General features: G+C 66.5%; 22 protein-coding genes and 2 pseudogenes. 15 read left to right on the top strand and 9 right to left on the bottom strand.

Annotated elements, in window-relative coordinates; all coding sequences use genetic code 11:
• Positions 1 to 4 precede the first annotated feature (4 nt).
• Both IPG14_RS11625 and IPG14_RS11620 read right to left on the bottom strand, forming a co-directional pair.
• Positions 5 to 1,336, bottom strand: a complete 1,332-nt coding sequence (locus tag IPG14_RS11625) for an MFS transporter (RefSeq protein ID WP_343386590.1) — start codon at positions 1,334 to 1,336, stop codon at positions 5 to 7.
• Positions 1,337 to 1,403: 67 nt separating this feature from the next.
• Complete coding sequence (locus tag IPG14_RS11620) at positions 1,404 to 2,087, bottom strand: HAD hydrolase-like protein (RefSeq protein WP_343386589.1); 684 nt, start codon at positions 2,085 to 2,087, stop codon at positions 1,404 to 1,406.
• Between the two features lie 59 nt (positions 2,088 to 2,146).
• On the opposite strand from IPG14_RS11620, the gene IPG14_RS11615 reads away from it, so the two are divergent.
• Entirely contained in the window at positions 2,147 to 3,028 is an 882-nt protein-coding gene (locus IPG14_RS11615; RefSeq protein WP_343391948.1) for a hypothetical protein, read from the top strand.
• A gap of 113 nt (positions 3,029 to 3,141) precedes the next feature.
• The gene (locus tag IPG14_RS11610; protein ID WP_343391947.1) at positions 3,142 to 4,368 is read left to right on the top strand and encodes a cytochrome P450; all 1,227 of its coding nucleotides are present in this window, start codon (positions 3,142 to 3,144) and stop codon (positions 4,366 to 4,368) included.
• A 7-nt stretch (positions 4,369 to 4,375) separates the two neighbouring features.
• Here the strand turns inward: IPG14_RS11610 and IPG14_RS11605 are convergent, their stop codons facing one another.
• From IPG14_RS11605 to IPG14_RS11590, 4 genes are all read right to left on the bottom strand, one after another.
• Positions 4,376 to 5,566, bottom strand: coding sequence for a CoA transferase (locus IPG14_RS11605; RefSeq protein WP_343391946.1), 1,191 nt, complete (start codon positions 5,564 to 5,566; stop codon positions 4,376 to 4,378).
• 10 nt (positions 5,567 to 5,576) lie between these two features.
• Entirely contained in the window at positions 5,577 to 6,803 is a 1,227-nt protein-coding gene (locus IPG14_RS11600; RefSeq protein ID WP_343391945.1) for a CoA transferase, read from the bottom strand.
• The gene (locus IPG14_RS11595; protein WP_343391944.1) at positions 6,800 to 7,882 is read right to left on the bottom strand and encodes a CoA transferase; all 1,083 of its coding nucleotides are present in this window, start codon (positions 7,880 to 7,882) and stop codon (positions 6,800 to 6,802) included. The genes IPG14_RS11600 and IPG14_RS11595 overlap by 4 nt, the downstream gene beginning before the upstream one ends.
• 61 nt (positions 7,883 to 7,943) lie before the next feature.
• Positions 7,944 to 8,372 (bottom strand): globin, encoded by a 429-nt coding sequence (locus IPG14_RS11590; protein ID WP_343391943.1) that lies wholly within the window; start codon positions 8,370 to 8,372, stop codon positions 7,944 to 7,946.
• Positions 8,373 to 8,480: 108 nt separating this feature from the next.
• On the opposite strand from IPG14_RS11590, the gene IPG14_RS11585 reads away from it, so the two are divergent.
• The gene (locus tag IPG14_RS11585; RefSeq protein ID WP_343391942.1) at positions 8,481 to 8,783 is read left to right on the top strand and encodes a type II toxin-antitoxin system Phd/YefM family antitoxin; all 303 of its coding nucleotides are present in this window, start codon (positions 8,481 to 8,483) and stop codon (positions 8,781 to 8,783) included.
• A 16-nt stretch (positions 8,784 to 8,799) separates the two neighbouring features.
• Here IPG14_RS11585 and IPG14_RS11580 read toward each other — a convergent pair whose 3' ends face one another.
• Positions 8,800 to 10,143 carry a GTP-binding protein gene (locus IPG14_RS11580; RefSeq protein WP_343391941.1) on the bottom strand — a complete coding sequence of 448 codons (1,344 nt, stop codon included), beginning with the start codon at positions 10,141 to 10,143 and terminating at the stop codon, positions 8,800 to 8,802.
• 939 nt (positions 10,144 to 11,082) lie between these two features.
• On the opposite strand from IPG14_RS11580, the gene IPG14_RS11575 reads away from it, so the two are divergent.
• Both IPG14_RS11575 and IPG14_RS11570 read left to right on the top strand, forming a co-directional pair.
• Entirely contained in the window at positions 11,083 to 11,424 is a 342-nt protein-coding gene (locus tag IPG14_RS11575; protein ID WP_343391940.1) for a hypothetical protein, read from the top strand.
• 630 nt (positions 11,425 to 12,054) lie between these two features.
• Positions 12,055 to 12,681 (top strand): annotated as a pseudogene (locus IPG14_RS11570) (collagen-like protein); the annotation flags it as partial.
• A 485-nt stretch (positions 12,682 to 13,166) separates the two neighbouring features.
• Here the strand turns inward: IPG14_RS11570 and IPG14_RS11565 are convergent.
• Positions 13,167 to 13,331, bottom strand: a pseudogene (locus IPG14_RS11565) (zinc-ribbon domain-containing protein); the annotation flags it as partial.
• A gap of 761 nt (positions 13,332 to 14,092) precedes the next feature.
• Between IPG14_RS11565 and IPG14_RS11560 the strand changes: the two are divergent.
• The 9 genes from IPG14_RS11560 to IPG14_RS11520 all read left to right on the top strand — a co-directional run bounded on the left by IPG14_RS11560 (position 14,093) and on the right by IPG14_RS11520 (position 20,534).
• Positions 14,093 to 14,407, top strand: a complete 315-nt coding sequence (locus tag IPG14_RS11560) for a hypothetical protein (protein ID WP_343391939.1) — start codon at positions 14,093 to 14,095, stop codon at positions 14,405 to 14,407.
• A gap of 116 nt (positions 14,408 to 14,523) precedes the next feature.
• Positions 14,524 to 14,760, top strand: a complete 237-nt coding sequence (locus tag IPG14_RS11555; protein ID WP_343386578.1) for a hypothetical protein — start codon at positions 14,524 to 14,526, stop codon at positions 14,758 to 14,760.
• 1 nt (position 14,761) lies between these two features.
• On the top strand, positions 14,762 to 16,060 hold the full coding sequence (locus IPG14_RS11550) for a hydrogenase small subunit (protein WP_343391938.1): 1,299 nt from the start codon (positions 14,762 to 14,764) through the stop codon (positions 16,058 to 16,060).
• Between the two features lie 5 nt (positions 16,061 to 16,065).
• Positions 16,066 to 17,772, top strand: coding sequence for a nickel-dependent hydrogenase large subunit (locus IPG14_RS11545; protein WP_343391937.1), 1,707 nt, complete (start codon positions 16,066 to 16,068; stop codon positions 17,770 to 17,772).
• Positions 17,762 to 18,259 (top strand): HyaD/HybD family hydrogenase maturation endopeptidase, encoded by a 498-nt coding sequence (locus tag IPG14_RS11540; protein WP_343391936.1) that lies wholly within the window; start codon positions 17,762 to 17,764, stop codon positions 18,257 to 18,259. Before IPG14_RS11545 ends, IPG14_RS11540 begins: the two co-directional genes overlap by 11 nt.
• Positions 18,252 to 18,593 carry a hypothetical protein gene (locus tag IPG14_RS11535; RefSeq protein ID WP_343386574.1) on the top strand — a complete coding sequence of 114 codons (342 nt, stop codon included), beginning with the start codon at positions 18,252 to 18,254 and terminating at the stop codon, positions 18,591 to 18,593. The genes IPG14_RS11540 and IPG14_RS11535 overlap by 8 nt, the downstream gene beginning before the upstream one ends.
• Positions 18,584 to 18,844 carry a HypC/HybG/HupF family hydrogenase formation chaperone gene (locus IPG14_RS11530; protein WP_343386573.1) on the top strand — a complete coding sequence of 87 codons (261 nt, stop codon included), beginning with the start codon at positions 18,584 to 18,586 and terminating at the stop codon, positions 18,842 to 18,844. The genes IPG14_RS11535 and IPG14_RS11530 overlap by 10 nt, the downstream gene beginning before the upstream one ends.
• Positions 18,841 to 19,797 (top strand): DMT family transporter, encoded by a 957-nt coding sequence (locus IPG14_RS11525; RefSeq protein ID WP_343391935.1) that lies wholly within the window; start codon positions 18,841 to 18,843, stop codon positions 19,795 to 19,797. Before IPG14_RS11530 ends, IPG14_RS11525 begins: the two co-directional genes overlap by 4 nt.
• Positions 19,794 to 20,534, top strand: coding sequence for a DUF6390 family protein (locus IPG14_RS11520; RefSeq protein ID WP_343386571.1), 741 nt, complete (start codon positions 19,794 to 19,796; stop codon positions 20,532 to 20,534). Before IPG14_RS11525 ends, IPG14_RS11520 begins: the two co-directional genes overlap by 4 nt.
• Positions 20,535 to 20,561: 27 nt before the next feature.
• Here the strand turns inward: IPG14_RS11520 and IPG14_RS11515 are convergent, their stop codons facing one another.
• A complete protein-coding gene (locus IPG14_RS11515; RefSeq protein WP_343391934.1) occupies positions 20,562 to 21,827 on the bottom strand; it encodes an MFS transporter in 1,266 nt (421 codons plus the stop codon).
• A 242-nt stretch (positions 21,828 to 22,069) separates the two neighbouring features.
• On the opposite strand from IPG14_RS11515, the gene IPG14_RS11510 reads away from it, so the two are divergent.
• Positions 22,070 to 22,801 (top strand): SIMPL domain-containing protein, encoded by a 732-nt coding sequence (locus IPG14_RS11510; protein WP_343386569.1) that lies wholly within the window; start codon positions 22,070 to 22,072, stop codon positions 22,799 to 22,801.
• Positions 22,802 to 22,869: the final 68 nt, after the last annotated feature.

Genomic DNA, 22,869 nt, shown 5'->3' with positions numbered 1-22,869 from the left:
CTGCCTAAGAAGGTGCTGTCGATTCGCGCGCCGGTACCAACCCGCCGGCTCGCATCGGCTTCTTGATGAACAGCAGTAGGACCGCTGCGGCCAGGTTCATCCCCGCGACGGCGAGCAGCGCGCCGTCGTAGTCGCCGACGCGGTCCACGTACATCGAGACCAGCAGGGGGGCGCCCGCCCCCAGGAAGAGTGAGAATGGCAGCCCCGCGCTGCGCACCGAGCCGAGGTGGCGCCTGCCGAAGAATGTCGCCCAGATCAGTTCCTGCAATGGGATCATTCCGCCCCAACCGAACCCCAGGAGGAGAAACCCTCCCCAGATGATAGGGTCGTTATGTGCCTTCACGGAGGTCGTGATGACGATCAGCGAGACACCGGTGATGACCGCACTGATCGAGGCAAGCCGCTTTGGGTCCGTCTTGTCCATCAACAGCCCCCAGAACGGCTTGGAGATCAGCGCGGGGATGGACGCGAGGGTGATCATGAACGCCGCCGTCGAGCGGCTGTACTCCGCGTCAGTCATGAACGGGATCGTGTGCAACAGCATGACGCCGATGGTTAGACCGAACATCCCGAACGCGAAGACCAGCATGTAGAACGAAACGGTCCGCAGGGCCTCTTGCCGCGTCAGCGATGACGCGAAGTCCGCGGTGGCTTTCATCCCCCCACCGGATGCCACGTCCTCCGGCGACTTCCCATCCGGGTGGAGCCCGTAGTCTTCCGGGGCGCGCCGCATCACCATCGATATCGGAATGATCAGCACAGCCGCACCGATGCCCATCCAGCGCCAGCCCCAGCGCCAGCCCCATTCATCGATCACGGCCGTCATCACGGGAGTCAGGAGCACCCCGGCGAAGGAAACGCCCATCGAAGCCAGTGCCACTGCGAGGCCGCGTTTCTCGACGAACCATTTGGAAAGTGTCACGTTTACGACGAGGTTCCCGATCATCGCCGCGCCGATCGTCATCGCCATCCCGTTCAGGGCGATCCACTGCCACAACGACTGCACATAGCTCATGGAGAAGAGCGATGTCGACAGGATCACGATGCCAACCAGCATCAACTTCCGGCCGCCGTTGCGGTCCACATGTCCACCGATGAAGAAGCCCGTGAACGCCATGATCACCTGGGCTAGCGTCCGCGACAGCGTGAATTCCGATCGGGTCCAGTCCAGTTCCGTCGTCATCGGCTTCAGAAACGCGCCGACGACGTAGTTCTGCGAGCCAACGGCGACGAATTGGGCGACGAACGCAGCGCCGATCAGCCAGTACCCGTAATAGATACGGCGCGAGGCGTTTTCTGCACTCGCCCCGCCCGCAGACGCTATTTCATGCCCCATGAATCGTTACCCACTGATGAAGTGCTTGCCCGAGTCTACACGCGCGCCATCACTGCGCTATCGTCGCTCAACCCAGCAGGATCTTCAGCACCTCTGGTGTGTTCCCAAGGTCGGCAAGTGCAAACTCTGCGCCTGCTTCGCGCAGCTGTTCCGGCGAGTACCGGCCGGTGCCTACGCCCAGCGCTCGCGCCCCCGCCAGGTGCGCTGCGTCGATATCGAGCGGGGTGTCGCCAAGCACGATCACCCCGGCACTGCCGGCCGCCAGTCCGAACTTTGTCTCCAACTCGGCAATGCCGTCGCGCACCAGTTCAGCGCGGACGGTATGCCGGTCTCCGAATCCTCCGCCCGCGAAGTGCTCCCAGAGGCCGAAGTGCCGGAGCTTGTGCGCCGCTCCCCGCCGAAGGTTTCCTGTCGCCAGCCCGACCACCGCATCCTCGTCCGCGAGCGCGCCAAGCAATTCGCGGACGCCTGGGAGCACGACCCCACCCTTCTCCGCGAGACGGCCCGGGAGATGGTCGAGATAACTCTCCGCGATCCGCTCGAAATGTGAACTCAGGTCTCTTCCACCAAGCCCGTGACGTTCGAGGCACTCGTTGAAGATGCCATGGTCGGTCCGGCCGTCGAATACCATCCCTTCGGTCGCTTGCTCGATTCCGAACTGCTGGCGAAACGCCGCATCCATCGCTCCGCGGCCCGCGCCGTCGGTGCGTACCATCGTCATATCGATGTCGAAGAGGAGTATCCGGGGCATGCATCCAGTGTAACCCGGCACTTGTCCCAGGCATCGCTCGGCGCGCACGATTCGCTCCGGTGGCGATCGAACTCCGCGCATCCGGCGCCCGCGCCCTCATCGAACCTCGCTACGGCGGGCGTATCCACCAGCTCTTCGTGGAAATCGACGGTCGCGAGGAACCACTCCTGTTCGCGCCGCCCGAGCCGGCCATGTACGCGCGCGAGCCGTTCGCCGGCGGCTGCTACCCCATGGCCCCTTGGCCGAACCGGATTCGCGGCGGGAGGTTCTTCTGGGCTGGACGCGAGTACGCCGTTCCCCTCGATGCGGCCGGCCAGGCGCTCCACGGGCTTGTATTTGACCAGCCGTGGCAGGTGGTGGCTCGGGCCGGACGGGTTGTGGAAATGGTGTGCGGTTTCGGTGCCGGCTGGCCGTGGGAGGGCCGGGCATGGCAGCGAGTTGAACTCGGCCCAGGCTATCTCGCACTAAAGCTCGAGGTCCGTTCGGCCAGGGAAGCGTTCCCCGCTGGCTGCGGATGGCACCCGTGGTTTCGCCGCGATGTGGCAGGTTCCCGGGATGTTGGGCTTGCCGTCCCGGCCGGTAACCGGCATGTGCTCAGAGACCACCTGCCAACCGGCGAACTCGCCACGCCCTCGGGTGATTTCGCGCTCGAGGGTGCCCCGCTCGGCGCCCGGCGTTTGGATGACTGCTACACCGGCTTTCAGACCCCCGCTGCGAGAATCGATTGGGACCGGCTCTCGCTCACCGTCGCCTTTGCCTGCCCGCGGCCGCATCTCCAGGTCTATACGCCTCCGCAGGCGTTCTGCGTTGAACCCCAGACATGTCCCCCCGATGCCTTCAACCTCTCTGCAGGCGCTACACCGTCTTCTGAAGGAGCGGACTTTGCCGCGCCGGGCCGCCCGCTCTCGCTCACATCTCGCTGGACCTGGGCTTTGCGCTAGCGGCACGCGCTCCCTGAGCGCTCGCGGTTCGGCAGCCCAACATTTCCCGAGATGCTTTCGAACCCTTTTCGCGTTTGTTAGGCTACCGCAATCCCCAGACATCGAGCCGCACGATGACACAGCAACAGACCCCTCCCACCCTTGGCATGGGCCTCTCTCCCGCGAACCCCGAGTATCAGAAGGATCCGTTCACCCTCCTCGATGATGTCCGCGAGCAAGGCCGCGCCGTCTATGACGAACTGTTCGGGCGCTACATTGTTGGCCGCTTCGAGGATGTCCAGCAGATTCTCAACGACCGCGATCTGAACGTGGACCCGCGGAAGGCCGACGAATCCAGCTTCATGGCGAACTTCCGGCGCCGGTTCACCGATGACACCCGCGAGCCCTCTATGCTCTTCCTCGACCCACCCGACCACGATCGCCTCCGCGGCCTCGTGACCAGGGCCTTCACTCCCCGCTCCATCGAACAGATGCGGGGCCGCATCGGCGAAATCGCCAACGAACTGATAGATAAGGTCGAAGGACAGTCTTCCTTCGACCTCATGAAGGCGTTCTGTCAGCCCTACCCCACCATCGTTATCGCCGAAATGCTCGGCGTTGACCCGAACGATCAGGCCGACTTCAAGCGTTGGACCGACGACGGCGTCGCCGCCGGCTTCGACCCGTTCGCCGGCGAGGAGAAGCAGCAGCGGGCGAAGGTGGCCCGCGAACAGCTCGAAACCTACCTGCGCAAAGCCATCGCCGAGCGCCGCGCCGAACCCAAAGACGACCTCATCACCGCCCTCCTCCACGCCGAAGACGAGGGCAACTTCTTCAACGACGAAGAGGTCGTTTCCATGGTCGCCCTCCTGCTTGGCGCCGGGAACGTCACTACCACGGACCTGCTGGGCAACGGCCTGAAGAATCTGCTTCAGCAGCCGGACCAGGTGCAGATCCTGCGGGACAACCCGTCACTCATCACGAACGCGATCGAAGAGATGCTTCGCTACGAAGGCCCGGTCACCTTCACCGGCCGCATCGCTGTCGACGAACGCGAGCTCGCCGGCTGCCCGATGCACAGGGGCCAATCCGTCACCCTGGCTATCGGCGCCGCCAACTATGATCCCCGCCTCCACAAGGACCCGCACAAGTTCGATGTTACCCGTGAAGACATCGACCACCTCGCTTTCGGCGGCGGCCGCCGTTACTGCCTCGGCGCCCCCCTCGCTCGGCTCGAAGCCCAGATCGGGCTCGAGACGCTCCTCGCCCGCTTCCCGAACCTCCGCATGCCGGAACAGGAGCTGGTCTGGAAGACGGTCCCGGGCTTCCGCGGCCTCGAGAAGCTGATCGTCGAGGTCTAGGCCACGCCTAGATCACCCCGTCTCGTCCCAGCGTCTCAATCTCACCGTGCGTCATTCCAAGCAGCCCGCGATAGATCTCGTCGTTGTGCTCGCCGACCGATGGCGCCGGGTTGTAGACCCGCCCGGCCGCATGCGACAGCCGGGGATACGGCGCCGGAGTAATCACCGGCCCGACATGCGGGTCGTCGATGCTCACCAGGTCTTCCCGAGCCGCGAAGTGTGGGTCGGCGAAGATATCGGCGATGCTGTTCACCGGGCCGTACGGTACCCGGAATGCATCGAGCACTGCGTACAGCGGTTTCGCATCCTGGGCGTTTACCCACTCGCGGATCACCTGGTGGAGTTCCGCCTCGTTCGCCAGCCGGGATTCGTGGTCGCAGAACTTCGGGTCCTGGGGCAGGTCCGGCAGGCCCATTGCATCGCACAGGCGCTGGAAGATCTGGGGATTGAGCGCCAGCACCAGCACCCAGTGCCCGTCCCGCGTCAGGAACTGCTCGCCGGGGATGGACCACGAGCGGACATTTCCACGGCGCTCGCGGATGATGCCCTCGCGGCTGTACTCGGCCGCCATCGGCCCGCTGTAGCGAAAAATCGACTCGTAGAGCGAGAGGTCCACCACCTGCGGTTCGTCGCAGTTCGCGTTGTCCCTGTGATAGACCGCGGCGAGGATCGCCAGCGCCCCGAACGTCCCGCTCACGTAGTCCCCGAGCATGTAGCCGGGATGGACCGGCGGTTGGTCCGCCTCCCCGGTGACGTAGATGAGCCCGCCTATCGCCTGTCCGATCCGGTCGTACGAGGTGCGGTCGCGGTACGGCCCGGTCTGTCCGAATCCAGAGATGCGCACGTAGATCAGCCGCGGGTTCGCTTCGTTCAGGTCGTCCGGCCCGATGCCCCAGCGCTCGACCGTCCCCGGCGAGAAGTTCTCGACGATCGCGTCCGCCGCCGCCACGAGCCGCTTCAGCACCGGCGCCGCCTCGGGGCGGTGAAGGTCGAGCGTGACGGACTTCTTGTTGCGCTGCTCGCCTGCGCGGCTCGAGTTCGTGTGCGCCGCGACGTCCCCCTTGAGCGAGGGCATCTCGATACGGATCACCTCGGCGCCCATGTCAGCGAGTAGCGAGCTGACGAACGGACCAGCGAGGACCTGCCCGGCGTCGATGATTCTGAGCCCCGCGAGGAGCCGGTCATGCGGTTGCGACATGAACTCCCTCCTAACCGATTCCCGGGTTCACGGGGGCGCCCGAAATGATGACCAGGCGCTCCAACTCCGCCATCTCGGCATCCCCCAACCCCAGGAGACCCCGCAAGATCTCATCGTTGTGCTCGCCGAAGAGTGGCGCGTGGCGCTTCATCTCCGGCCTTGCTTCGCGGAGCTGCCAGGCGCTGCGCGGCTGCTTCCATGCGTGCATTCGCGGGTGTGGAAGCTCCTTCCAGAACCCGCGTTCATTCAGGTGCCGGTCCTCATGCACCGTCACCGTGTCGAGCACCCGTCCGACCGGGATAGCCCGCGCCGCCAGTTGTTCGAGCACCCACTGTGGGTCCTTCCCGGCTGTCCACTCCGAGAGCCAGCGGTCGATCTCGTCCAGCCGGGCACTCGCACTCAGTCCCCCAGGGCCCGCTTCGAGTCCGAAGTGGTGGGCGAAATCGTTCCACTGCCCCTCGGTCCGGAAGGTGATTGCCACCCACTGCTCTTCGCCGGCACAGCGGTAAACGCCCTGTGCGAAGGAGCGGGCGTCGCGGTTCCCGTGCTGCGTGGTCTCTTCGCCGCGGAGCGAGGCGGCCACGAAGGCTTCACCGATGAGCGTCGACATCACCTCCCGCTGGCCAAGGTCGATGAACGCCCCCTCACCGGTCTTCCGCCGCTGGATGAGCGCCAGCGCGACTGCGGCTGCAGCTGCCATCCCCGCGACCGGGTCGCCATAGGAGAGCCCGGTCTTCATGGGCACGCCGTCGTCCCCATAACCGGTCAACGAAGCCAGCCCGCTCATCTGCTCGATGATCGGCCCGAAGCCCACCTGGTCGCGTTCGGGCCCGGTCTTTCCATAACCCGCCATGCTCACCAGGATGATGTCCGGCTTCGCCGCCCGCAGCGTCTCGAGGCCGAGCCCGAGGTTGTCCAGCACGTCCGCGCGGTAGTTCTCGATGACCACGTCACACTTCGCCGCGAGCTTCAGGAACGTCTGCCGTCCCAACTCCTGCGCCAGGTCCAGCGTCAGGGACTTCTTGTCGCGGCTGTAGTCGTTGAAGTACCACGACGCATTCCAGGGTTCGGCCTCGTCAGGCAGGGGGATGAGCGTGCGAATGTTGTCCCACGCACGTGGCGACTCGATCTTGATGACCTCCGCGCCCATTTCCGCCAGCACGCGCGTGGCGAAGGGACCGGCCCACATCATCGTCAGGTCGGCGACGCGGATACCTTCGAGGGGCAGCTTCTTCATGGCCGCGCCCCGAGCCACTCGGCAAGCACGCCAGTGGTGTCGGCGCCGGCCCCATGGAGTTCTCCCGGTACCCACGGCAGCCCCACGAAGGGCCTCCCGGGCACCATTGCGACGCCATCCGGCGTCCCTATGGCATCGAAGAAATGGCGCTCAGCCAGGCTGGCGTTGGCAAGCAGGTCGCCCGGAGTCATGACCGCGCCGAACGGCACCTTGTACGTCGCCCCCAGGTCCAGTATCTCCTGCTTCGTGCGCTCGGCGAACCACGCGTAGAACTTCGCCTGCAGCTCGTCGTCGTGGTTCGGTCGCTCCATCCGATCCCGAAAACGTGGCTCCCCCAGCTCCGGGTCGCCGACGACGCTGAAGAGCGCAGGGATCTGGCGTTCGAGCGCGCACACCCCTGCAAACCCGTCCGCGCACGGGTAGATCCCCCATGATGCCCGGACGTGATTCCCCGCGCGCATGCTCGCCGTCCCGTTGTACGCCCCGCCCGGCCCATAGAGCTCGAGCATCCCGGCCATGCACTCCTGCAGGGAAATGTCGACCCAGTCGCCTTCGCCGTGAATAAGCGAACCCAGGTAAGCCGTCACGGCCGCCCCAAAGCCGTTCAGCCCGCCCAGGTAGAGCGCCTGGCTTCCGCCCGTGACGAGCGGTTCCCGCTGTGGCATGCCGGTGAGCGACATAATTCCGCCCATCGCGAACGAGGTGATGTTCGAAGCCTCAAAGCCTGCGTAGGGGCCGTCCTGCCCGAACGGAGTGATCGACACGACCACCAGCCCGGGCTTCCTGGCGCGCAGGGCTTCGGGCTGCACCCGCCGGAGATGTTTCACGATGTCACCCGGGTTGTCCCCTTCGATGACGATGTCAGCTGCCAGCGCCAGCGCCCGTGGGTCGGACGTCGGCGCTACCCTCCGCTTCCCCGCCAGGAGATACACCTGCTCGTCCGTAGTCAGCGATTCCTCTGCCGGGTCCAGGCGCACCACGTCCGCGCCGAACCCCGCCAGCCACCTGGCCGCGAATGCGACCGGGATCCCACCGCCAATTTCGAGGACGCGGACGTCCTTCAGCACTGGGTCACTCATGGCGAGCGATTCTACGGTGCGGCGCCGGGTTTCAGGTATCGGTCACCCGGTTCACCGGAACTCACTCCAGCCGGGACTCGCCGACCGGGTCCCGCGGCACATCCTGGTTCGCATTCACCATATGGTGCGCCAGCGGACCGAACCGTTCGAAAACGACGCCGACAACATCGTCGGCGACGCCCTCTTCCTGCCAGGCTTCGCGCATGTAGCGCAGCCAGCGCCCCGCTGCCAGGTCGTCGATGACGAATGGAAAGTGGCGGATTCGAAGTCGCGGGTGCCCATACCGCTGGGAGTACGCGGGCGGTCCCCCGAGCCACTGCAGCAGGAACAGTTTGAGCTTTTCCTTGCCCGGCTCCAGGTCTTCCGGATAGATCGGACGCATGTGGCTGTCCGCCTCGATGCGCACGTAAAACGACTCGACAATGCGCGAGATGGCGTCCGCGCCGCCCACGCGCGCCAGCATGGAATCCGTGATGCTCGGCTCGGTCATGGATTCCGATTGTCGATTCGGGGCACCCGCTTGTCGAACACTGCCTCGAGCTCGTACTTGCTGGCCGCGAATCGTCCGGGAGCTAAAGTACCGGACGAGGTATCGAATTTGAGCACTCTCAGCGTCTCTACCGGCATCGTCCCGCTTGGCGAATTCAAGGCCAACGCCGCGAAGCTGCTCCGCCAGCTGCGCGACTCTGGTTCGCCGCTGGTCATCACCCAAGACGGCCGCCCCGCGGCCGTCCTCCTCACTCCCGAGGCCTACGACGCGCTTGCCGCCGCCGCCCCCATCAGGGCGTCGATGGATTCGTTCAGCACCCCGCCCGCTCCGCCGGCGGAGGATGTGGTCGGCTGGCTAGACACCTGGGCGACCGAAAACGAGATCCCTCTCCCGCCGGCGTTCCCCGCTTGAGTCTCGGCGAGGCGGCCTACCGCGGGTGATTCGCCGTCGCAGCGGCGACTGCCTTCATCACCATCGTCTCAAGTACCGGGTGCCCTACTTCGGAGAACTCGTAGCGCGCCCGGATGATGGGCATCGACACCTTGATCAGGGCAGCCAGGTCGATCGGCGTCCCCGAAACGACAACCTCAGCGCCCGAAGCGTTGATGGTCGCTCGGAGCCCCTCGATCTGGTGTTCGCTGTAGCCGACGGCCGGCAACACGGGCCCGATGTGCGGGTAAGCCGAATAGACCTCCCGGATCGCGCGGGCGGCATGGGCCCGCGGGTCGAGGATCTCCCGCGCACCCGCCTCCTGCGCAGCCACGAAACCCGCGCCGTACGGCATCCCGCCGTGCGTGATCGTCGGTCCATCATCCACGACCAGTACCCGCCTTCCGCGGACGGCCCCAGGATCGTCGAGGTGGATCGGCAGCGCCCCGCGCACCACCGTCGCGCTTGGGTTGAGGTGGCGGGCCGCGTGTTCGGCTGCTTCGACCTGTTCATGAGTCGCGGCGTTCGTCTTGCTAACGACAATGACATCGGCCATCCGGAGCACGGCTTCTCCCGGATGGTAGGCTTCCGCCTGGTCCGCCCGGAGCGCGTCCAGCACAGCAACCTGGATGTCCGGCCGGAAGAACGGGAAATCGTTGTTCCCGCCGTCCCACACGATGACGTCGGCCTCCGCTTCGGCTTCCGCGAGCACCGCCGCGTAGTCCACTCCGGCGAACACCACGGAGCCCGCGGCTACGTGCGCTTCGTACTCCTCGCGCTCCTCCGCCGTACACTCCGCTGCCGAAATGTCTGCCTTCGATGCGAACCGCTGCGCTCGCTGCCGTCCAAGGTCGCCGTAGGGCATGGGATGACGCACCACCGCGACCTTCCGCCCGTGGCTCGCAATCCGCCCGGCGATCCACCGCGAAAGCGGCGACTTCCCTGAGCCCGTCCGCGCTGCCGTCACCGCGACGACCGGCACGTTCGCTTCCAGACAGGTGCTCCCGGGGCCGAGCAGGACAAAGTCGGCGCCGGCGGCGAGCGAACGGGAGGCCGCGTGCATGACTGCTTCGTGGGTCACGTCGCTGTAGGCGAAGACGACCCGGTTTGCCCCGAGCTTCCGGCAGAGGTCCTCGAAGTGGGCTTCGTCTTCGATCGGGATCCCGTGAGGGTACAGCGGCCCCGCCAGTGAAGCCGGATACCGTCGCCCGGAGATCCCGGGGATCTGCGCGCCTGTGAAAGCCACGACCTCGGTCGCCGGGTCGTCCCGGTACACCATGTTGAAGTTGTGAAAGTCTCGCCCTGCTGCGCCGAGGATGATGGTCCGCACCCGATTGCTCATGCTGCATTCTCCCAGAAGTTGTTCCGCTCCGGGCAACGTCTCCGGGGAGCCAACTGCGCTCCTCGCGGGCAGACTCCGCCAACGTGCGCACAAACTCGACCCGCGCGGGCCTCCGCGCGACGCAGCTGTTCCCGCGCGTACGCTCCGCCCTGCGGCTCCCTCCTACTCGGCCCCGGATGGCATCCAATTCGGGGCCAATCGGACATCTCGGTACGCAAGTGCGCAGGGCATAGTTGTCCCGGGCCCGCAAAAGCCCGCTGGAAACCTGCCTGGGGGAAATGCATGGCTGCGACACCTGTCTCCTGTACGTCCTGTGGGACCTTGATCGCCGAGGGTGCGGCATTCTGCCCCGCGTGTGGTGCACGCCAGGAGCCACCGGCGACGTGCCAGTCCTGCGGCGCCTTGGTCAAACTTGGAGCGCGCTTCTGTCCCTCCTGCGGTGCCAGCACGGCTCCAGAGGCGCTCCCTCATCCCCCGGCTCCAGCGGCATGCTCCTCGTGCGGTTCGGAGTTGGCCCCCGACGCCCGGTTCTGTGCCGCCTGCGGCGCAAAGGCATCCCAGGCGGTAGCGCGCGTCGAAGCTCCAGCGGTGGCGCCCGCCGCGCCGGTGGCGGAGGTCTGCGGCTCCTGCGGCAACGCCCTCAAGCACGGAGCGCGCTTCTGCGGGAAGTGCGGCACGCCGCAATTGCCGTCGGCCGTCGAGTCTCCTGCTCCTCGGACACCACAACAGGCGGCCGCACCACATCGAGCCGATCCTTTTGGTTCGCGCGCCGCCCCCCGCCCTCCTGCGCGCCGCGTTCCACCCCCAGCGACCCCGGCGAGTGCGGCCGGCGGCAAGGCACTAACCTGGCGCGACCTCGTACTTGGCGGCGGCCTCGCTGCCGCGTTTCTTAGCGTCTTCTTCGACTGGATCTCGTCCGGCCCGTTTGGAGCCGGCCCGTTGGACGCCGACGCTCGCTTCCGCATCGGCGACTGGCTGAGCACCGACAAGCTCGACGGGTATCTCGTCCTGTTGCTTGCCGCTGCCGGGCTCGCGGCGATGGTCCTCGCGCGCCTTGGTCGCGCCGGGGGACCATGGCAGCGGCTCCTTCCGAACGTCCCGATGGTGGCCGGGAGCCTGCTCACGGCCATCGCAGTCATCGAGTACCAGTTCATCACCAGCAAGTGGAAAGAACTCGATGTCGACGTCGCCTTCGGCGTGTACCTGCTTCTGCTAGGCGGTGTGGCCGCAGCCGTCTCCCGGTTCGTCCCGAACCAGCGAATAGGCCAGGCTCCTGCCTGACCCATTCCCGCTCTGCCGGGCAGCGTCGCGCCGGCGGCCCGCTACCTCTTCGTCAGCGTCACACTCTGGTCGACAATCTTCATCGTGTCCGGAGTGACCGACAGATCCAGCGTCTTCAGGTCGTTCGTGTTCAGGATGGCGTTGACGATCCGGGTGCCAACTGCCGAGGGCAGGTTCCCTGCTTCAACCGACTTCACCTCGATCCGGGGCCGATCGCCGGAAAGGTCGAGCGTTCCGCGCGCCAACACCTTGATGTCGCGTCCGAGGTACGAGACCGTACCCGTTGCCTCGCCGTATCCGCTGGGGCAAAGGTAGACCTGCAGATCCTCGACAGGCGCGTCTTTCTCCTCAACCCACTCGACGCCGCGTGAAGTGATGTGCGTCTCGCTGAACGTTACCGACGCCGGGCCCGTGGCCGCGGATGCCTTGAACTCCTTCCAGAGCGTCCGCGATTGCTGGGCGGCTGCAGTCGAAACCGGGATCGTCCGGTCCGCGCACGCCTCTGGTGTCCCCGTGAAAATCAGGACGGCGCCCATCACGATGGCTCCAATCACGAGGCCCCCGAGCGTTGCGATCGCGATCACGATGATCCGGATGAGAGAGACACCGGACCTTACGCCCGCCGCTGCGCCGGCAGCGCCTCCGACCCGTACCGGCCCGGGCCCGCCAGGCCCAGCCGTTCCGCCGGGGATTCCCGCGGGCTGACCGCCAACACGGACGGGCCCGGTGAAGCCTGGGCCTGTCGGGCCTCCCGGCCCGGTTGGTCCGCCAGGGGTGCCCGCGGGCTGACCGCCAACACGGACGGGCCCGGTGAAGCCGGGGCCTGCTGGGCCTCCCGGCCCGGTTGGTCCGCCAGGGGCGCCTGCGGGCTGGCCGCCGACGCGGACTGGCTCGGTGAAGCCGGGGCCTGTGGGGCCCCCCGGCCCGGTTGGTCCGCCAGGGATGCCCGCGGACTGGCCGCCAACACGGACTGGCTCGGTGAAGCCTGGGCCTGTCGGGCCTCCCGGCCCGGTTGGTCCTCCAGGGGTGCCTGCGGGCTGGCCGCCGACGCGGACTGGCTCGGTGAAACCGGGGCCTGTGGGGCTGCCCGGCCCGGTTGGTCCGCCAGGAGTGCCTGCGGGCTGGCCGCCGACGCGGACTGGCTCGGTGAAGCCGGGGCCTGTGGGGCTGCCCGGGCCGCCGGATGAAGGCCCAGTCCCCGCTCCGCCTTGTGCGCCCCCTCCACTCGTGGGGGAGCCCGCCCCTGGCGCTGCCTGACCCCCGGGCGCGGCGGCCGGTCCGCCGCTCGCGGGCAATCCAGTACCCGGTGTCGCGAGAGACGCTTCTGCCCCGGGAGTGCCTCCGGCAGGGATCGATGTCTCTCCAGCGGGCGGGACGCCGGCGTTCGCCGCCCGAGCGACATCTCCTGCCGCGCGGGATACCGCATCTCCGATGTCCGACGCTGCACCACCCGCTCCCGCCGATGCGGCCCCTTCGGCGGCGCCCTCGATGCCCTCGGCTGCGTCTGCCGCGGCCCGGGTGATCGACTCGCCCAGGGAAGACGCCGTGCCGGCGGCGCTGCCGGGAACGGGACCAGCGGCGGCCGCCGCTTCCCCGGTAGCTTGGCCTCCCCCGAACTGTGTCGCCGCCGCCATTCCAGCTGCGCCCAGTCCCGCGCCTGCCCCGGCAGCCTTCCCCAACAGTCCGCCTATGCCGCCGCCCGAGCGCTCCGCGCCGCTGCCAAGCGGCTGGCCGCACGCGTCACAGAACGCGGAGCCGGGCGCATTCGTCCCGCCGCACTGTCCACAGGCAATTTCCGATGCCTCAGCCTGAGGCGCCGCCGCCTCGTTCGTCACAACCCGGGCGCCGCATTCCTGGCAGAACGCAGCCCCGTCGATGACCTTCTTCCCACAGGACTCACAAAACATGGCACCCTCCGCCGCCTATCGTCGTCGTTCTCACGGGCGAAGTCGGCGTCCCCGCGGCCAAAAGTCGCCGCCCATTCGGCCCCTGCTGCGAGTTGGGTCCGTAAACGTTCGATCGGCCCCACAGCCTGCCCCCTGTGGCCGCTGTCCTCGGAGCTCCTCGGCGGAATACTCGGTTCGGACGGACGCGCCCGCGATTCCGGCGCTCCCCCAGGGATGGTGACGACCGAATGTTTTGTCCGAACTGCGGTGCTGAGCAACCAAACGATGCGAGTTTCTGCGAGTCCTGCGGCGAGTCACTCTCCGGCGAGTCGCCGCCCCCGCCCGCGACGGCTCAACCGCGTTCCGGACTGCGGACGCTCCTCTTCGCCTTCGCGGGCGGCGCAGTCCTGGCCGTCGCGGCCCTCCTCACCTGCGTGGTAACCGGCGGCGATGACGATGAAGGCGCATCGCCAGGGGAAGTCACCCCAACCACCGCGGGGAACGCCACCAGGACACGGACCGCGTCACCGTCCGCCTCCCCCGGTTCCCGAACCCCAGGAGTGACAGCCTCCGCTTCAAAGACCGGCAGCCCAACAGCCGCAGGCTCGGCTACGCAGTCCTCAACTGGGACGCCGGCCGTCGGCACCGCCACGGCCCCGCCCCCGACCAACACGGGAGTCCCCTCGACGAGCACTCAGATCCCTCCGACATCCACGGCCATCCCGCCGACGAAGACCTCTGTCCCGCCCACCAGCACGTCTATTCCGCCCACGAAGACGCCAGTGCCCACTGCCACGCCGACTACACCGCCAATCTCTGCAGTTGATGTCTTCGGCACCGTCTACTTCTCCATCTTCGGTGGCCCCGAGGAGACCTGCGGCGGATGCGTCGTCCGCTTCGTTGGCGGCGGCCACACCTACACGGTGACGTCGGGCTCGGATGGCTGGTACGAGGCGAGCATCCTCCCCGGTTCCTACTCTGTCTCGTATGCATGTCCCGCAATCGGTGGAGGCACACTCTGGGTGCCGCTGGGCTCGATCACGATCCCGGTCGAGGCTTCCTACTGGGTGGACATCGTGACTGAAGGGTGTCTGTGAGCCGCCCGCCATCCAGCATTTCCGCCCGAATGGCCCGCAATCCGGAGACCTTCAGCCCACGAGTCGTCCAGTCCCAGTGCCTAGGGTGGAGTAAGCACCACATCAGGAGGCGCTGTTTGGAACCGACTCCGATTCAGAAGGGCTCTGCGACACTCAAGGCTCTCGGGCGGGGCGAAATGATGACTCTTGCCTTGGCCTACCTCGAAAGCCACATGCTCGCTTGCCAGTTGGTGGGGGCCGTTCCGCCGGATCATGTCAGCATGGAGGTCCTCGGGGATCGTGTCTCGCAGCTCACCGATGACCAGCTCGTCGCACTGCTGATGCCCATCTCCGCCCTTGGGCACAGCGATTAACATGGCAGACCGCCCCGCCTCGAGGCGTCCGGGAGGCGCGCGCCGTGTTGAAACGGCCAGGGCGTTCGGCCACGATATCGGCGCCCCGATCCGGGCCTTATCGGGAGTGCGAACGGACGCTCTTGAACAGGCGCCGCCTGTCGACTTGAGCGCCGAACTCGCGCGGAGAGGCGTCTCCCGTCGTTCATTCCTGAAGTTCTGTGCGGCGATGAGCGGAGTGCTGGCCCTCCCCCCCAGGTATGCCCACATCATCGCTTCGGCACTCCAGGCGTCGCCCCGGGTGCCGGTTATCTGGCTGAACGGCCAGGACTGCGCAGGAAACACCGAGGCCCTTCTCCGCGCGAACAAGCCGACCGTCGCCGAGGTCATCCTCGACACACTCTCGCTTGATTACTCCGAAGTGCTCATGGCTGCCGCCGGCACACAGGCCGAGGCCGCCCGCGAAGCCACGATGGCGAAGTACCCCAACGGGTACATCGCTGTAGTCGAGGGTTCGATTCCCCTCGCCGACGGCGGCGTCTACTGCACCGTCGGCGGGCGCGCCTTCGCGGAGATCGTGAAAGAGGTCTGTGCCGGGGCGCTTGGCGTCATCGCCGTGGGCAGCTGCGCCTTCGATGGAGGCATCCCGGCCGCTCGGGGCGGGATCACCGGTGCTGTCGGGGTCTCGGGCTTCATCAAGGATAAGAAGGTCATCAACCTCTCAGGCTGCCCCATGAACCCGGAGAACCTGACCGCCACGATCGTGCAGTACCTGACACTCAAGGAGTTCCCTGCCACCGACGAGCTCGGCCGGCCACTCTTTGCCTACGGTGATTCCGTCCACCAACGTTGCGAGTCCCTTCCGCATTTCCGCAAGAAGGAGTTCGTCAAGGAGTGGGGCGATGCCGGCCACCGGGCTGGCTGGTGCCTCTACCAGATGGGCTGCAAAGGGCCCTCCACCGTCGCGAATTGCTCCACAATCAAGTTTAACGGTGGCACGAGTTGGCCCGTCGCATCGGGCCACGGCTGCGTTGGCTGCACCACCCCGCGGTTCTGGGACACCATGGTCCCCTTCTACGTTGAGGGTGAGCCGAAGGTCATCGCGGCGCCGACGCCAGTGGACTACCAGACTCCGGTGCCCGGCTCTTCGAGCGGTAGCCAGAGTGGTGGAGATTCCGGCCCGAGCAGCAGCGGTGGCGGCGATGATGGTGGCATTGGCGCAGTCGAAGTCGCCGGTGGAGCCGTCGCCGCGGCCGCCATTGTCGGGCTCGGCGGGTATCTTTACGCCCGCAGCAGGAGTGCAAACGGCCCAGGGAGGTGACGGCGATGGCCCGGATAGCAATTGACCCGATTACCCGAATCGAAGGCCACCTCCGCATCGAAGCCGAGGTCACCTCTGGCAAGGTCGCCGATGCATGGAGTTCCGGCACCATGTTCCGCGGGCTTGAGATGATCCTGAGGGAACGCGATCCGCGTGATGCGTGGATGTTCGCCCAGCGCGCCTGTGGCGTTTGTACCACGGTCCACGCCCTTGCCTCCGTCCGCGCAGTCGAGAATGCCCTCGGGATTGTCATCCCGGAGAACGCCCGCCTCGTCCGGAACCTGATCGCCGGCACCCAGTTCCTTCACGACCACGTCATCCACTTCTATCACCTTCACGCGCTCGACTGGGTGGACGTCGTCTCTGCGACGAAAGCCGACCCGGCAAAGACGAGCACCCTCGCCCAGTCAATTTCAGCCTGGCCAAAGTCCAGCGCTGACTACTTCAAGGGCATTCAGTCCCGCCTCAACGCCTTCGTCGGGACCGGACAGCTCGGGCCGTTCGCGAACGGCTACTGGGGCCATCCTGCCTACACCCTCGAACCCGAAGCCAACCTTCTCGCCGTCGCCCACTACCTCGAAGCGCTCGAGTGGCAGCGGGACATCGTCCGCATCCACGCCGTCCTCGGCGGGAAGAACCCTCACCCACAGACGTACGCGGTCGGTGGCATGGCGCTCCGCATGGCCCCGGATTCGCCCACCGGCTTGAACTCCACGTCGATGGCACAGATCAAGACCATGCTTGCGAACGCACGGACGTTCGTCGACCAGGTGCTTATCCCCGATGTGACCCTCGTCGCCGGGGCGTACAAGAGCTGGTTCTCGGTCGGCAAGGGAATCGGCAACTACATGGTCTACGGTGATTTCACCGACCAGACCGGGGACGCGAAGACCAACATGTTCCCCGCCGGCCGCATCCTCGGCCGCAACCTGGGCAGGGTCGAGTCACTGGATCACCAGAAGATCAGCGAGACGGTCGCCCATTCGTACTACGAGTACGAAGGCGACGACACGGCCGGCAAGCACCCATGGAAGGGCGAGACGAATCCGAAGTACCAGGGCCCGAATCCCCCGTTCGAGACGCTTGAAGGCTTCGATCGCTACTCCTGGCTGAAGGCCCCCCGCTACGACGGCCAGGCGATGGAAGTCGGGCCCCTCGCGCGCGTGCTCGTCGCCTATGCAGCGAAACAGGCGGAAGTCGTCAAGGCCGTCGATGGCCTCCTGTCGAAGCTCTCGCTCCAGCCTGCTGACCTCATGAGCACGATGGGCCGCATCGCCGCCCGGGCGCTGGAGACGCAACTGCTGGTGCCGCATCTCGAATCGTGGCTTGGCACGCTCGAGAAGAACATGAACTCGGGAAACCTCGCCGTCGCGGATAGCAAAAAGTGGAACCCCGATTCCTGGCCAAAAGAGGCTGAAGGGGTCGGTTTCGAAGAGGCTCCGCGGGGTGCGCTCGGCCACTGGGTGGTGATCAAGGACAAGAAGATCGCGAACTACCAGCTCGTCGTCCCGAGCACCTGGAACGGCTCCCCTCGTGACGCAAAAGGGCAGCGAGGCGCCTGGGAGGAAGCCCTCCTGGAGACGCCCATCGCCGACCCCGAGAAACCGGTCGAGGTGCTCCGGACGGTCCACTCTTTCGATCCCTGTATGGCCTGCGCGGTCCACGTCTACGACCCCGCCGGCGGAAGCAGCGTGCAGGTGCGTGTTGTCTGAACTCGGCCACCCTCCGCGCACGGTCATCCTCGGCATCGGCAACGTCCTCATGCAAGACGAAGGCGCGGGCGTCCACGCCGTGCGCGCCATCGCCGAGCAGGCCCTCGGCCCGGGGTTCGAGGTCGTTGACGGCGGTACCCTCGGTATCGAACTGCTTCCCATCATCGAGGACGCCGGCAGCCTCATCCTCATCGACGCCGCCCGGTTCGGAGGCGCCCCGGGCGATGTTCGAGCCTTCCGCGGGCAGGAACTCAACGGCACCTACGGGGGGCATGTCTCGCCCCACCAGGCAGGCGCCGCCGACCTGATAGCCGTCGCGAGGCTGACCGGGGCACTGCCCGAGCGCTGCACGCTCTTCGGGATTGCACCCCTGGAAATAGGCTTCGGCCTGGAATTGAGCGGTCCGGTGGCCGGGGCCTTGCCCGCGCTCATAGAGGCCGTCCTCGCCGAGGCACGAGTTTTCAGCGAGGTGCCCGCCAATGCATGAGCTGGGACTCGCCCGTGCCATCGCGGCGACCATCCGTTCGAACGGATGGCAGGAGCGCCCGGTCCGGGTCCGTGTGACCGGTGGCCACGGCGGCCCGGAAGCGTTCGACCAATCCCTCCTGGCCCACCTGCTCTGCGAAGCGCCTGAGCTCAGGGAAGGGCAGGTCCGCGTCGTCCACGTCGCCTCGCCACGGATCTGCAGCGCATGTGCCTCCACCTTCGCGGGCCTGGATTCGACGGACTGTCCGGTTTGCGGTGGCCCCCCTTTACCTTCACTGGAACCCGAGCACGTCGAACTCGAGCTTGATACCGGGGAGGCCAGCCGATGTGCCTGACCTCGCCCGCAACCGTCATTCGCGTTGACGAGCGCGGAGGCATCTGCGTCGTCACCGTCCGCTCGCCGGATGAGGGCGAGCGCGTGTGCATCACCTACGTCGAGGGCCTGCTCCCAGGCGAACGCGTCCTCGTTGCCGGTGGGGCCATCGTCGAGCGAGCTGACAGTTCGCCGGAAGAGGACTTTTCGCTCGCGAGTCTGCTCATCGAGGCCTTCGATGCCACACACCTACCCGGAGGGACACGAACATGACTGCAGCCCGGACCCAGTCCAGCAAACCTCGTGGGGTTCAACTCCCCGTGACCGTCTCCTGGGGCATCGGCCTTGCGCTCGCCGCTGCCGTTATCAGCGGTTTTTCGGTGTGGGTGAACTCGTATGCCGTGAAAGACGTGCGCGACCCCGCGGTCTTCACCACTGCGAAGAACCTCCTGGTCGGAGCGGCCTTGCTCACGCTGCTGCTGCGCCCCGGTTCTACGGCGCCAACCCTCCCCAGGACGTGGCGCAAACGGTCGATGTTGTTCGCGCTCGGCGTTGTCGGCGGGAGCATCCCATTCGTCCTGTTCTTCGAAGGGCTCGCCCGCTCGGGGCCGGGCAACGCTGCCTTCATCCAGAAGACCCTCTTTCTCTGGGTCGCCGTGTTGGCAGTGCCGCTACTCGGCGAGCGCATCGGCCGCTGGCAGGTCATGGCCCTCGGGCTGCTCGCCCTCGCTCAACTGCTCATCGGCCGTCCCGGTTCCTGGCGCCCCGGCGATGGCGAATTGCTCGTCCTCGCTGCCACTGCCTTCTGGACCGTCGAAGCGGTCGTCGCCCGTCGGCTCCTCCCGGAAGTCGGTGCCGCTCTGGGAGCAACGGCACGGATGGCTCTCGGTGGTGCATTGCTGTTCGGTTACCTGCTCACCCAGGGGAAGGTCGACACCCTCGTGAACCTGGATGCGGAGCAGTGGCGCTGGATCATCATCACCAGCGCCATCTTGCTCCTCTACGTCGCCACCTGGTACTCGGCGCTGCGGCGCGCCCCCGCGACGGTGGTCACCAGCATCCTCACGCTCGGTGCGCCGATCACCGCCATCCTCGCTACCTGGTCTGGCAAGCCTTCGCCCAACGGCGAACAGTGGCTCGGTTACGCAATCCTTGCCGCTGCACTGCTGATCGTCGCGACCATCACCCGTCGCGGGGCGGCGACACACGTGGTCGCTTCCGCGTGATCGACGATGGGCCGCTGCTCTTTGCTCGCTACGCGTTCAAGCCGAATGCCCTTGGCTTCTGTGGGGGCGACGATGACCGCGCTCTTTTCTCGTACACCACCACCGCGACTATCGACCCCGGGTTGCTCCAGCTGGAGCGCCAGTTCGAGGGCGCTTTCCCTTACCTCCAACTGATCGCCCACGCCAATGGGATCACGGACCCCTTCGACCGCCGTGTCGTGGAGGCCTATTGGGTCGGCAACGGCTTGCTCGACCGGGTCGACATGGGGCTGCTCTATGACTCGCTTCACGAGCGCTTCCGGGCGAAGACGACGAAACCGACGTGGGCGTGGCTCGCCAGCAAAGTCCCCGCCGGCGCCCGTCCACACCACAGCTTCCACGTGTTCGAGATCTACCCACGGGCCGGGATGATGAAGTCGGGCGCGGTCGACCATGTCTTCGAGACAATGGAACAATGCCGTATCCGCTGGGGCCGCGTGACGAGTGTCCAGGGGCCGGAACTGGTGGTGGATGTCCAGCCGCTCAAGCTCGAGGCGGGCAAGCTTGTCCTTGGCGCGCCCGGAGAAGAGACAATCCGCCGCTGGGTCGATGGCAAGGGCTTCGTCGACGATGTCCTCCCGGGCGAGTGGGTTTCCATTCACTGGGGTTGGGCCTGCGACCGCCTCACTTCCTCCCAGAAGCAGCGGCTCGAGCGCTACACCCGCTGGCACCTGGAACTCTGCAACCAGACGCTCTGACCGGGAGCCTGCATTCCCACTGGTCCCTCACGCATCGGCGGCGTCCGGGTCTTTCCCAACGTCCGCATCGAGACTCCTCGCCGTCCGCGAAAGTGCCGGCGCCGCGAGGACGAGCACCGTCAGCGTGGTGGCCACACCGCGGACCATCCGTTCGACGCCGAACCCGTCGGCGACCGCGCCCAGCGGCCATGCTGCGAGTTGGTTGAATGCTGAAGAAACCATGCGGAGCGACATAACACGCCCGACGTAGGCGGATTCGACGATCATTTGCAGCAGCGAAGCCGAAGAGATCATGTTCGTCGTGAAGCACGCGCCGTTCAGGCACCAGAAGACCGCCGCGATGGGCACCGAACGTGTCATCCCGAACAGCACCAGGCTCAGCCCAAATGCCGCTGCCGAGAGCACCACTGTCCAGCCCAGTCCCCGGCTGTGGCCCCTCGTCGAGAGGTAGACGGTTGCCCCCACGGCGCCAAGCCCCCAGGCCCAGCCCATGAAGGTCCAGCCGACGGCGCCGAGGCCGAGCACCGTGGTCATCCAGAACGGGGCGAGGGTGCTGATGATTGGGAACCCGAGCGTACCCGTCAGCAGGCTCAAGACGATGATCCACCGAACCCTCGGCCGCCCTGAGGCGTAGGCAATACCCCGGCCGACCGCCACCGCGATGTTGTCGCGTGGGCGAGGCACGCTCGGCCGCGATCGCATGAGCAGCAGCGCGCCGATCACCACGACGTGGCCAATCAGACTGACGCCGAAAGCCCCCGCCACGCCGATCGTCTCGATCGCGATGCCCGCCATCGGCGGCAAGAACGCGTACGAACTGATCGTCGCCGCAGTGAACAACGCGATGGCGTTCGGCAAATGCTCCCGCGGCACCAGGTCGGGCAACAGGGCCTGCCGCGTTGGCCCGTCCATCGATTCGATCGAGGCCGAAACAAAGATCAACGCGAAAGCGGCCCAGAGGTTGATAGTGTCGAGAGCGACCAGGACGGTTAGCAGTGCGTATACCGCCAGCGCGCCGCCCTGGGTGGTCATTAACAAGGTGCGCCGGTCCATCCGGTCGGCAAGCGCTCCGCCGAACAGGCTGAATGTCAGCATCCCGAGCCCTCGCGCAACCCCGACCAACCCCAGCAAGGACGCCGAATCGGTGAGGCTGAGGATGAACCAGCCCTGCGCGTAGAACTGGAACATCATCGTCGCCGATGAGAAGAACATCCCCGCCCAGAGAATGCGGAAATCGCGGTTCTGGAGTGCGGGTACCCGCATCCGCCATCCGCCGACCGCGCCATTCTCCATGCCTGCCTCCGGCCACCGGGAGATTGCTTACCATCCCCGATCGGGCCCAGCCGGCGCTAACGCTAAGGCCCCACGGCCCGCGCGACCATGATCCCGCGCAGGTCGCGCCGCGACTGCGGAGCACAGCTGTGGAAGAGCGATAACACCGCGTGTTCGGAACAATCGGCCACCGATCAGCGTCCGGAAGGGCAGCGGCCCCGGTGCGGGCCTGCGATACGGTGGGTCAAAAGGGAGGGCTGGACATGAAACGCGTTCGAATTCTCGCCTCGGCCATCGGCTTCTTGGGGCTGGCTGCAGCGGTCACTGGTTGTGCAGGTGAGACGACAGTCAACAACCAGCCGGCCGAATCCAGCGGCATCACCGTCACGGGCCATGGGGAGGTGCAGGTCCCGCCCGATCTCGGGTTCGTACATGTCGGCGTCTCCGTCACGGCGACCACCGTACAGGCCGCCCGCGACGACGCCGCGAAGGCCGCTGATGCCGTCATCAAGTCGATCAAAGGGGCCGGCGTCGCCGACAAGGACATCAAGACCACCGGTCTTTCTATCCAGCCGAACTACGACTACAGCCGGCCCGCCGCGCCCAGGCTGACGGGGTACACAGTGACGAATACCGTCCTGGCGACGGTCCGCAAGGTGGACGACATGAGCAAGGTCGTCGATGGCGCCATCGCTTCCGGTGGCGACGCTGTCAGGTTGCAGTCCATCAGTTTCGGTATCGACGATGCGGCGAAGGCCCGCGAAGAGGCCCGCGAGAAGGCCATGGCCGATGCGAAGACGAAGGCGGAGCAACTCGCCAGGCTCGGAGATGTCTCTCTCGGCGCACCGGTCACCATCGTCGAGAGTCAGACCTGGTCCGAAGGGCTCAAGACCGGCGTGGCCGGGCAGGGGGCCGCCGACTCGGTCTCCACGCCAATCGAGACCGGCACAAACACCGTCACTGTGGATGTGAGCGTGCGCTGGGCGCTGAAGTAGCGCCCAACGACGCCAACCCACGGTCGCGGCCACAGTGGATCGGGCTGGCCGCCGAAGCGTAGAGTCGG

This window comes from Candidatus Amarobacter glycogenicus, assembly GCF_016704105.1.
Taxonomy (GTDB): Bacteria; Chloroflexota; Dehalococcoidia; order Tepidiformales; family Tepidiformaceae; genus Amarobacter; species Amarobacter glycogenicus.
Note: the sequence above shows the minus strand (reverse complement) of the source record. Positions and strands in the feature narration are given on the sequence as shown.

Coding starts and splice junctions, on each gene's coding strand:
- IPG14_RS11525 (WP_343391935.1), top strand. CDS start 18,841: ATGACTGCAGCCCGGACCCAGTCCAGCAAACCTCGTGGGGTTCAACTC.
- IPG14_RS11625 (WP_343386590.1), bottom strand. CDS start 1,336: ATGGGGCATGAAATAGCGTCTGCGGGCGGGGCGAGTGCAGAAAACGCC.
- IPG14_RS11595 (WP_343391944.1), bottom strand. CDS start 7,882: ATGAGTGACCCAGTGCTGAAGGACGTCCGCGTCCTCGAAATTGGCGGT.
- IPG14_RS11510 (WP_343386569.1), top strand. CDS start 22,070: ATGAAACGCGTTCGAATTCTCGCCTCGGCCATCGGCTTCTTGGGGCTG.
- IPG14_RS11515 (WP_343391934.1), bottom strand. CDS start 21,827: ATGGAGAATGGCGCGGTCGGCGGATGGCGGATGCGGGTACCCGCACTC.
- IPG14_RS11580 (WP_343391941.1), bottom strand. CDS start 10,143: ATGAGCAATCGGGTGCGGACCATCATCCTCGGCGCAGCAGGGCGAGAC.
- IPG14_RS11620 (WP_343386589.1), bottom strand. CDS start 2,087: ATGCCCCGGATACTCCTCTTCGACATCGATATGACGATGGTACGCACC.
- IPG14_RS11600 (WP_343391945.1), bottom strand. CDS start 6,803: ATGAAGAAGCTGCCCCTCGAAGGTATCCGCGTCGCCGACCTGACGATG.
- IPG14_RS11605 (WP_343391946.1), bottom strand. CDS start 5,566: ATGTCGCAACCGCATGACCGGCTCCTCGCGGGGCTCAGAATCATCGAC.
- IPG14_RS11545 (WP_343391937.1), top strand. CDS start 16,066: ATGGCCCGGATAGCAATTGACCCGATTACCCGAATCGAAGGCCACCTC.
- IPG14_RS11530 (WP_343386573.1), top strand. CDS start 18,584: ATGTGCCTGACCTCGCCCGCAACCGTCATTCGCGTTGACGAGCGCGGA.
- IPG14_RS11535 (WP_343386574.1), top strand. CDS start 18,252: ATGCATGAGCTGGGACTCGCCCGTGCCATCGCGGCGACCATCCGTTCG.
- IPG14_RS11590 (WP_343391943.1), bottom strand. CDS start 8,372: ATGACCGAGCCGAGCATCACGGATTCCATGCTGGCGCGCGTGGGCGGC.
- IPG14_RS11610 (WP_343391947.1), top strand. CDS start 3,142: ATGACACAGCAACAGACCCCTCCCACCCTTGGCATGGGCCTCTCTCCC.
- IPG14_RS11550 (WP_343391938.1), top strand. CDS start 14,762: ATGGCAGACCGCCCCGCCTCGAGGCGTCCGGGAGGCGCGCGCCGTGTT.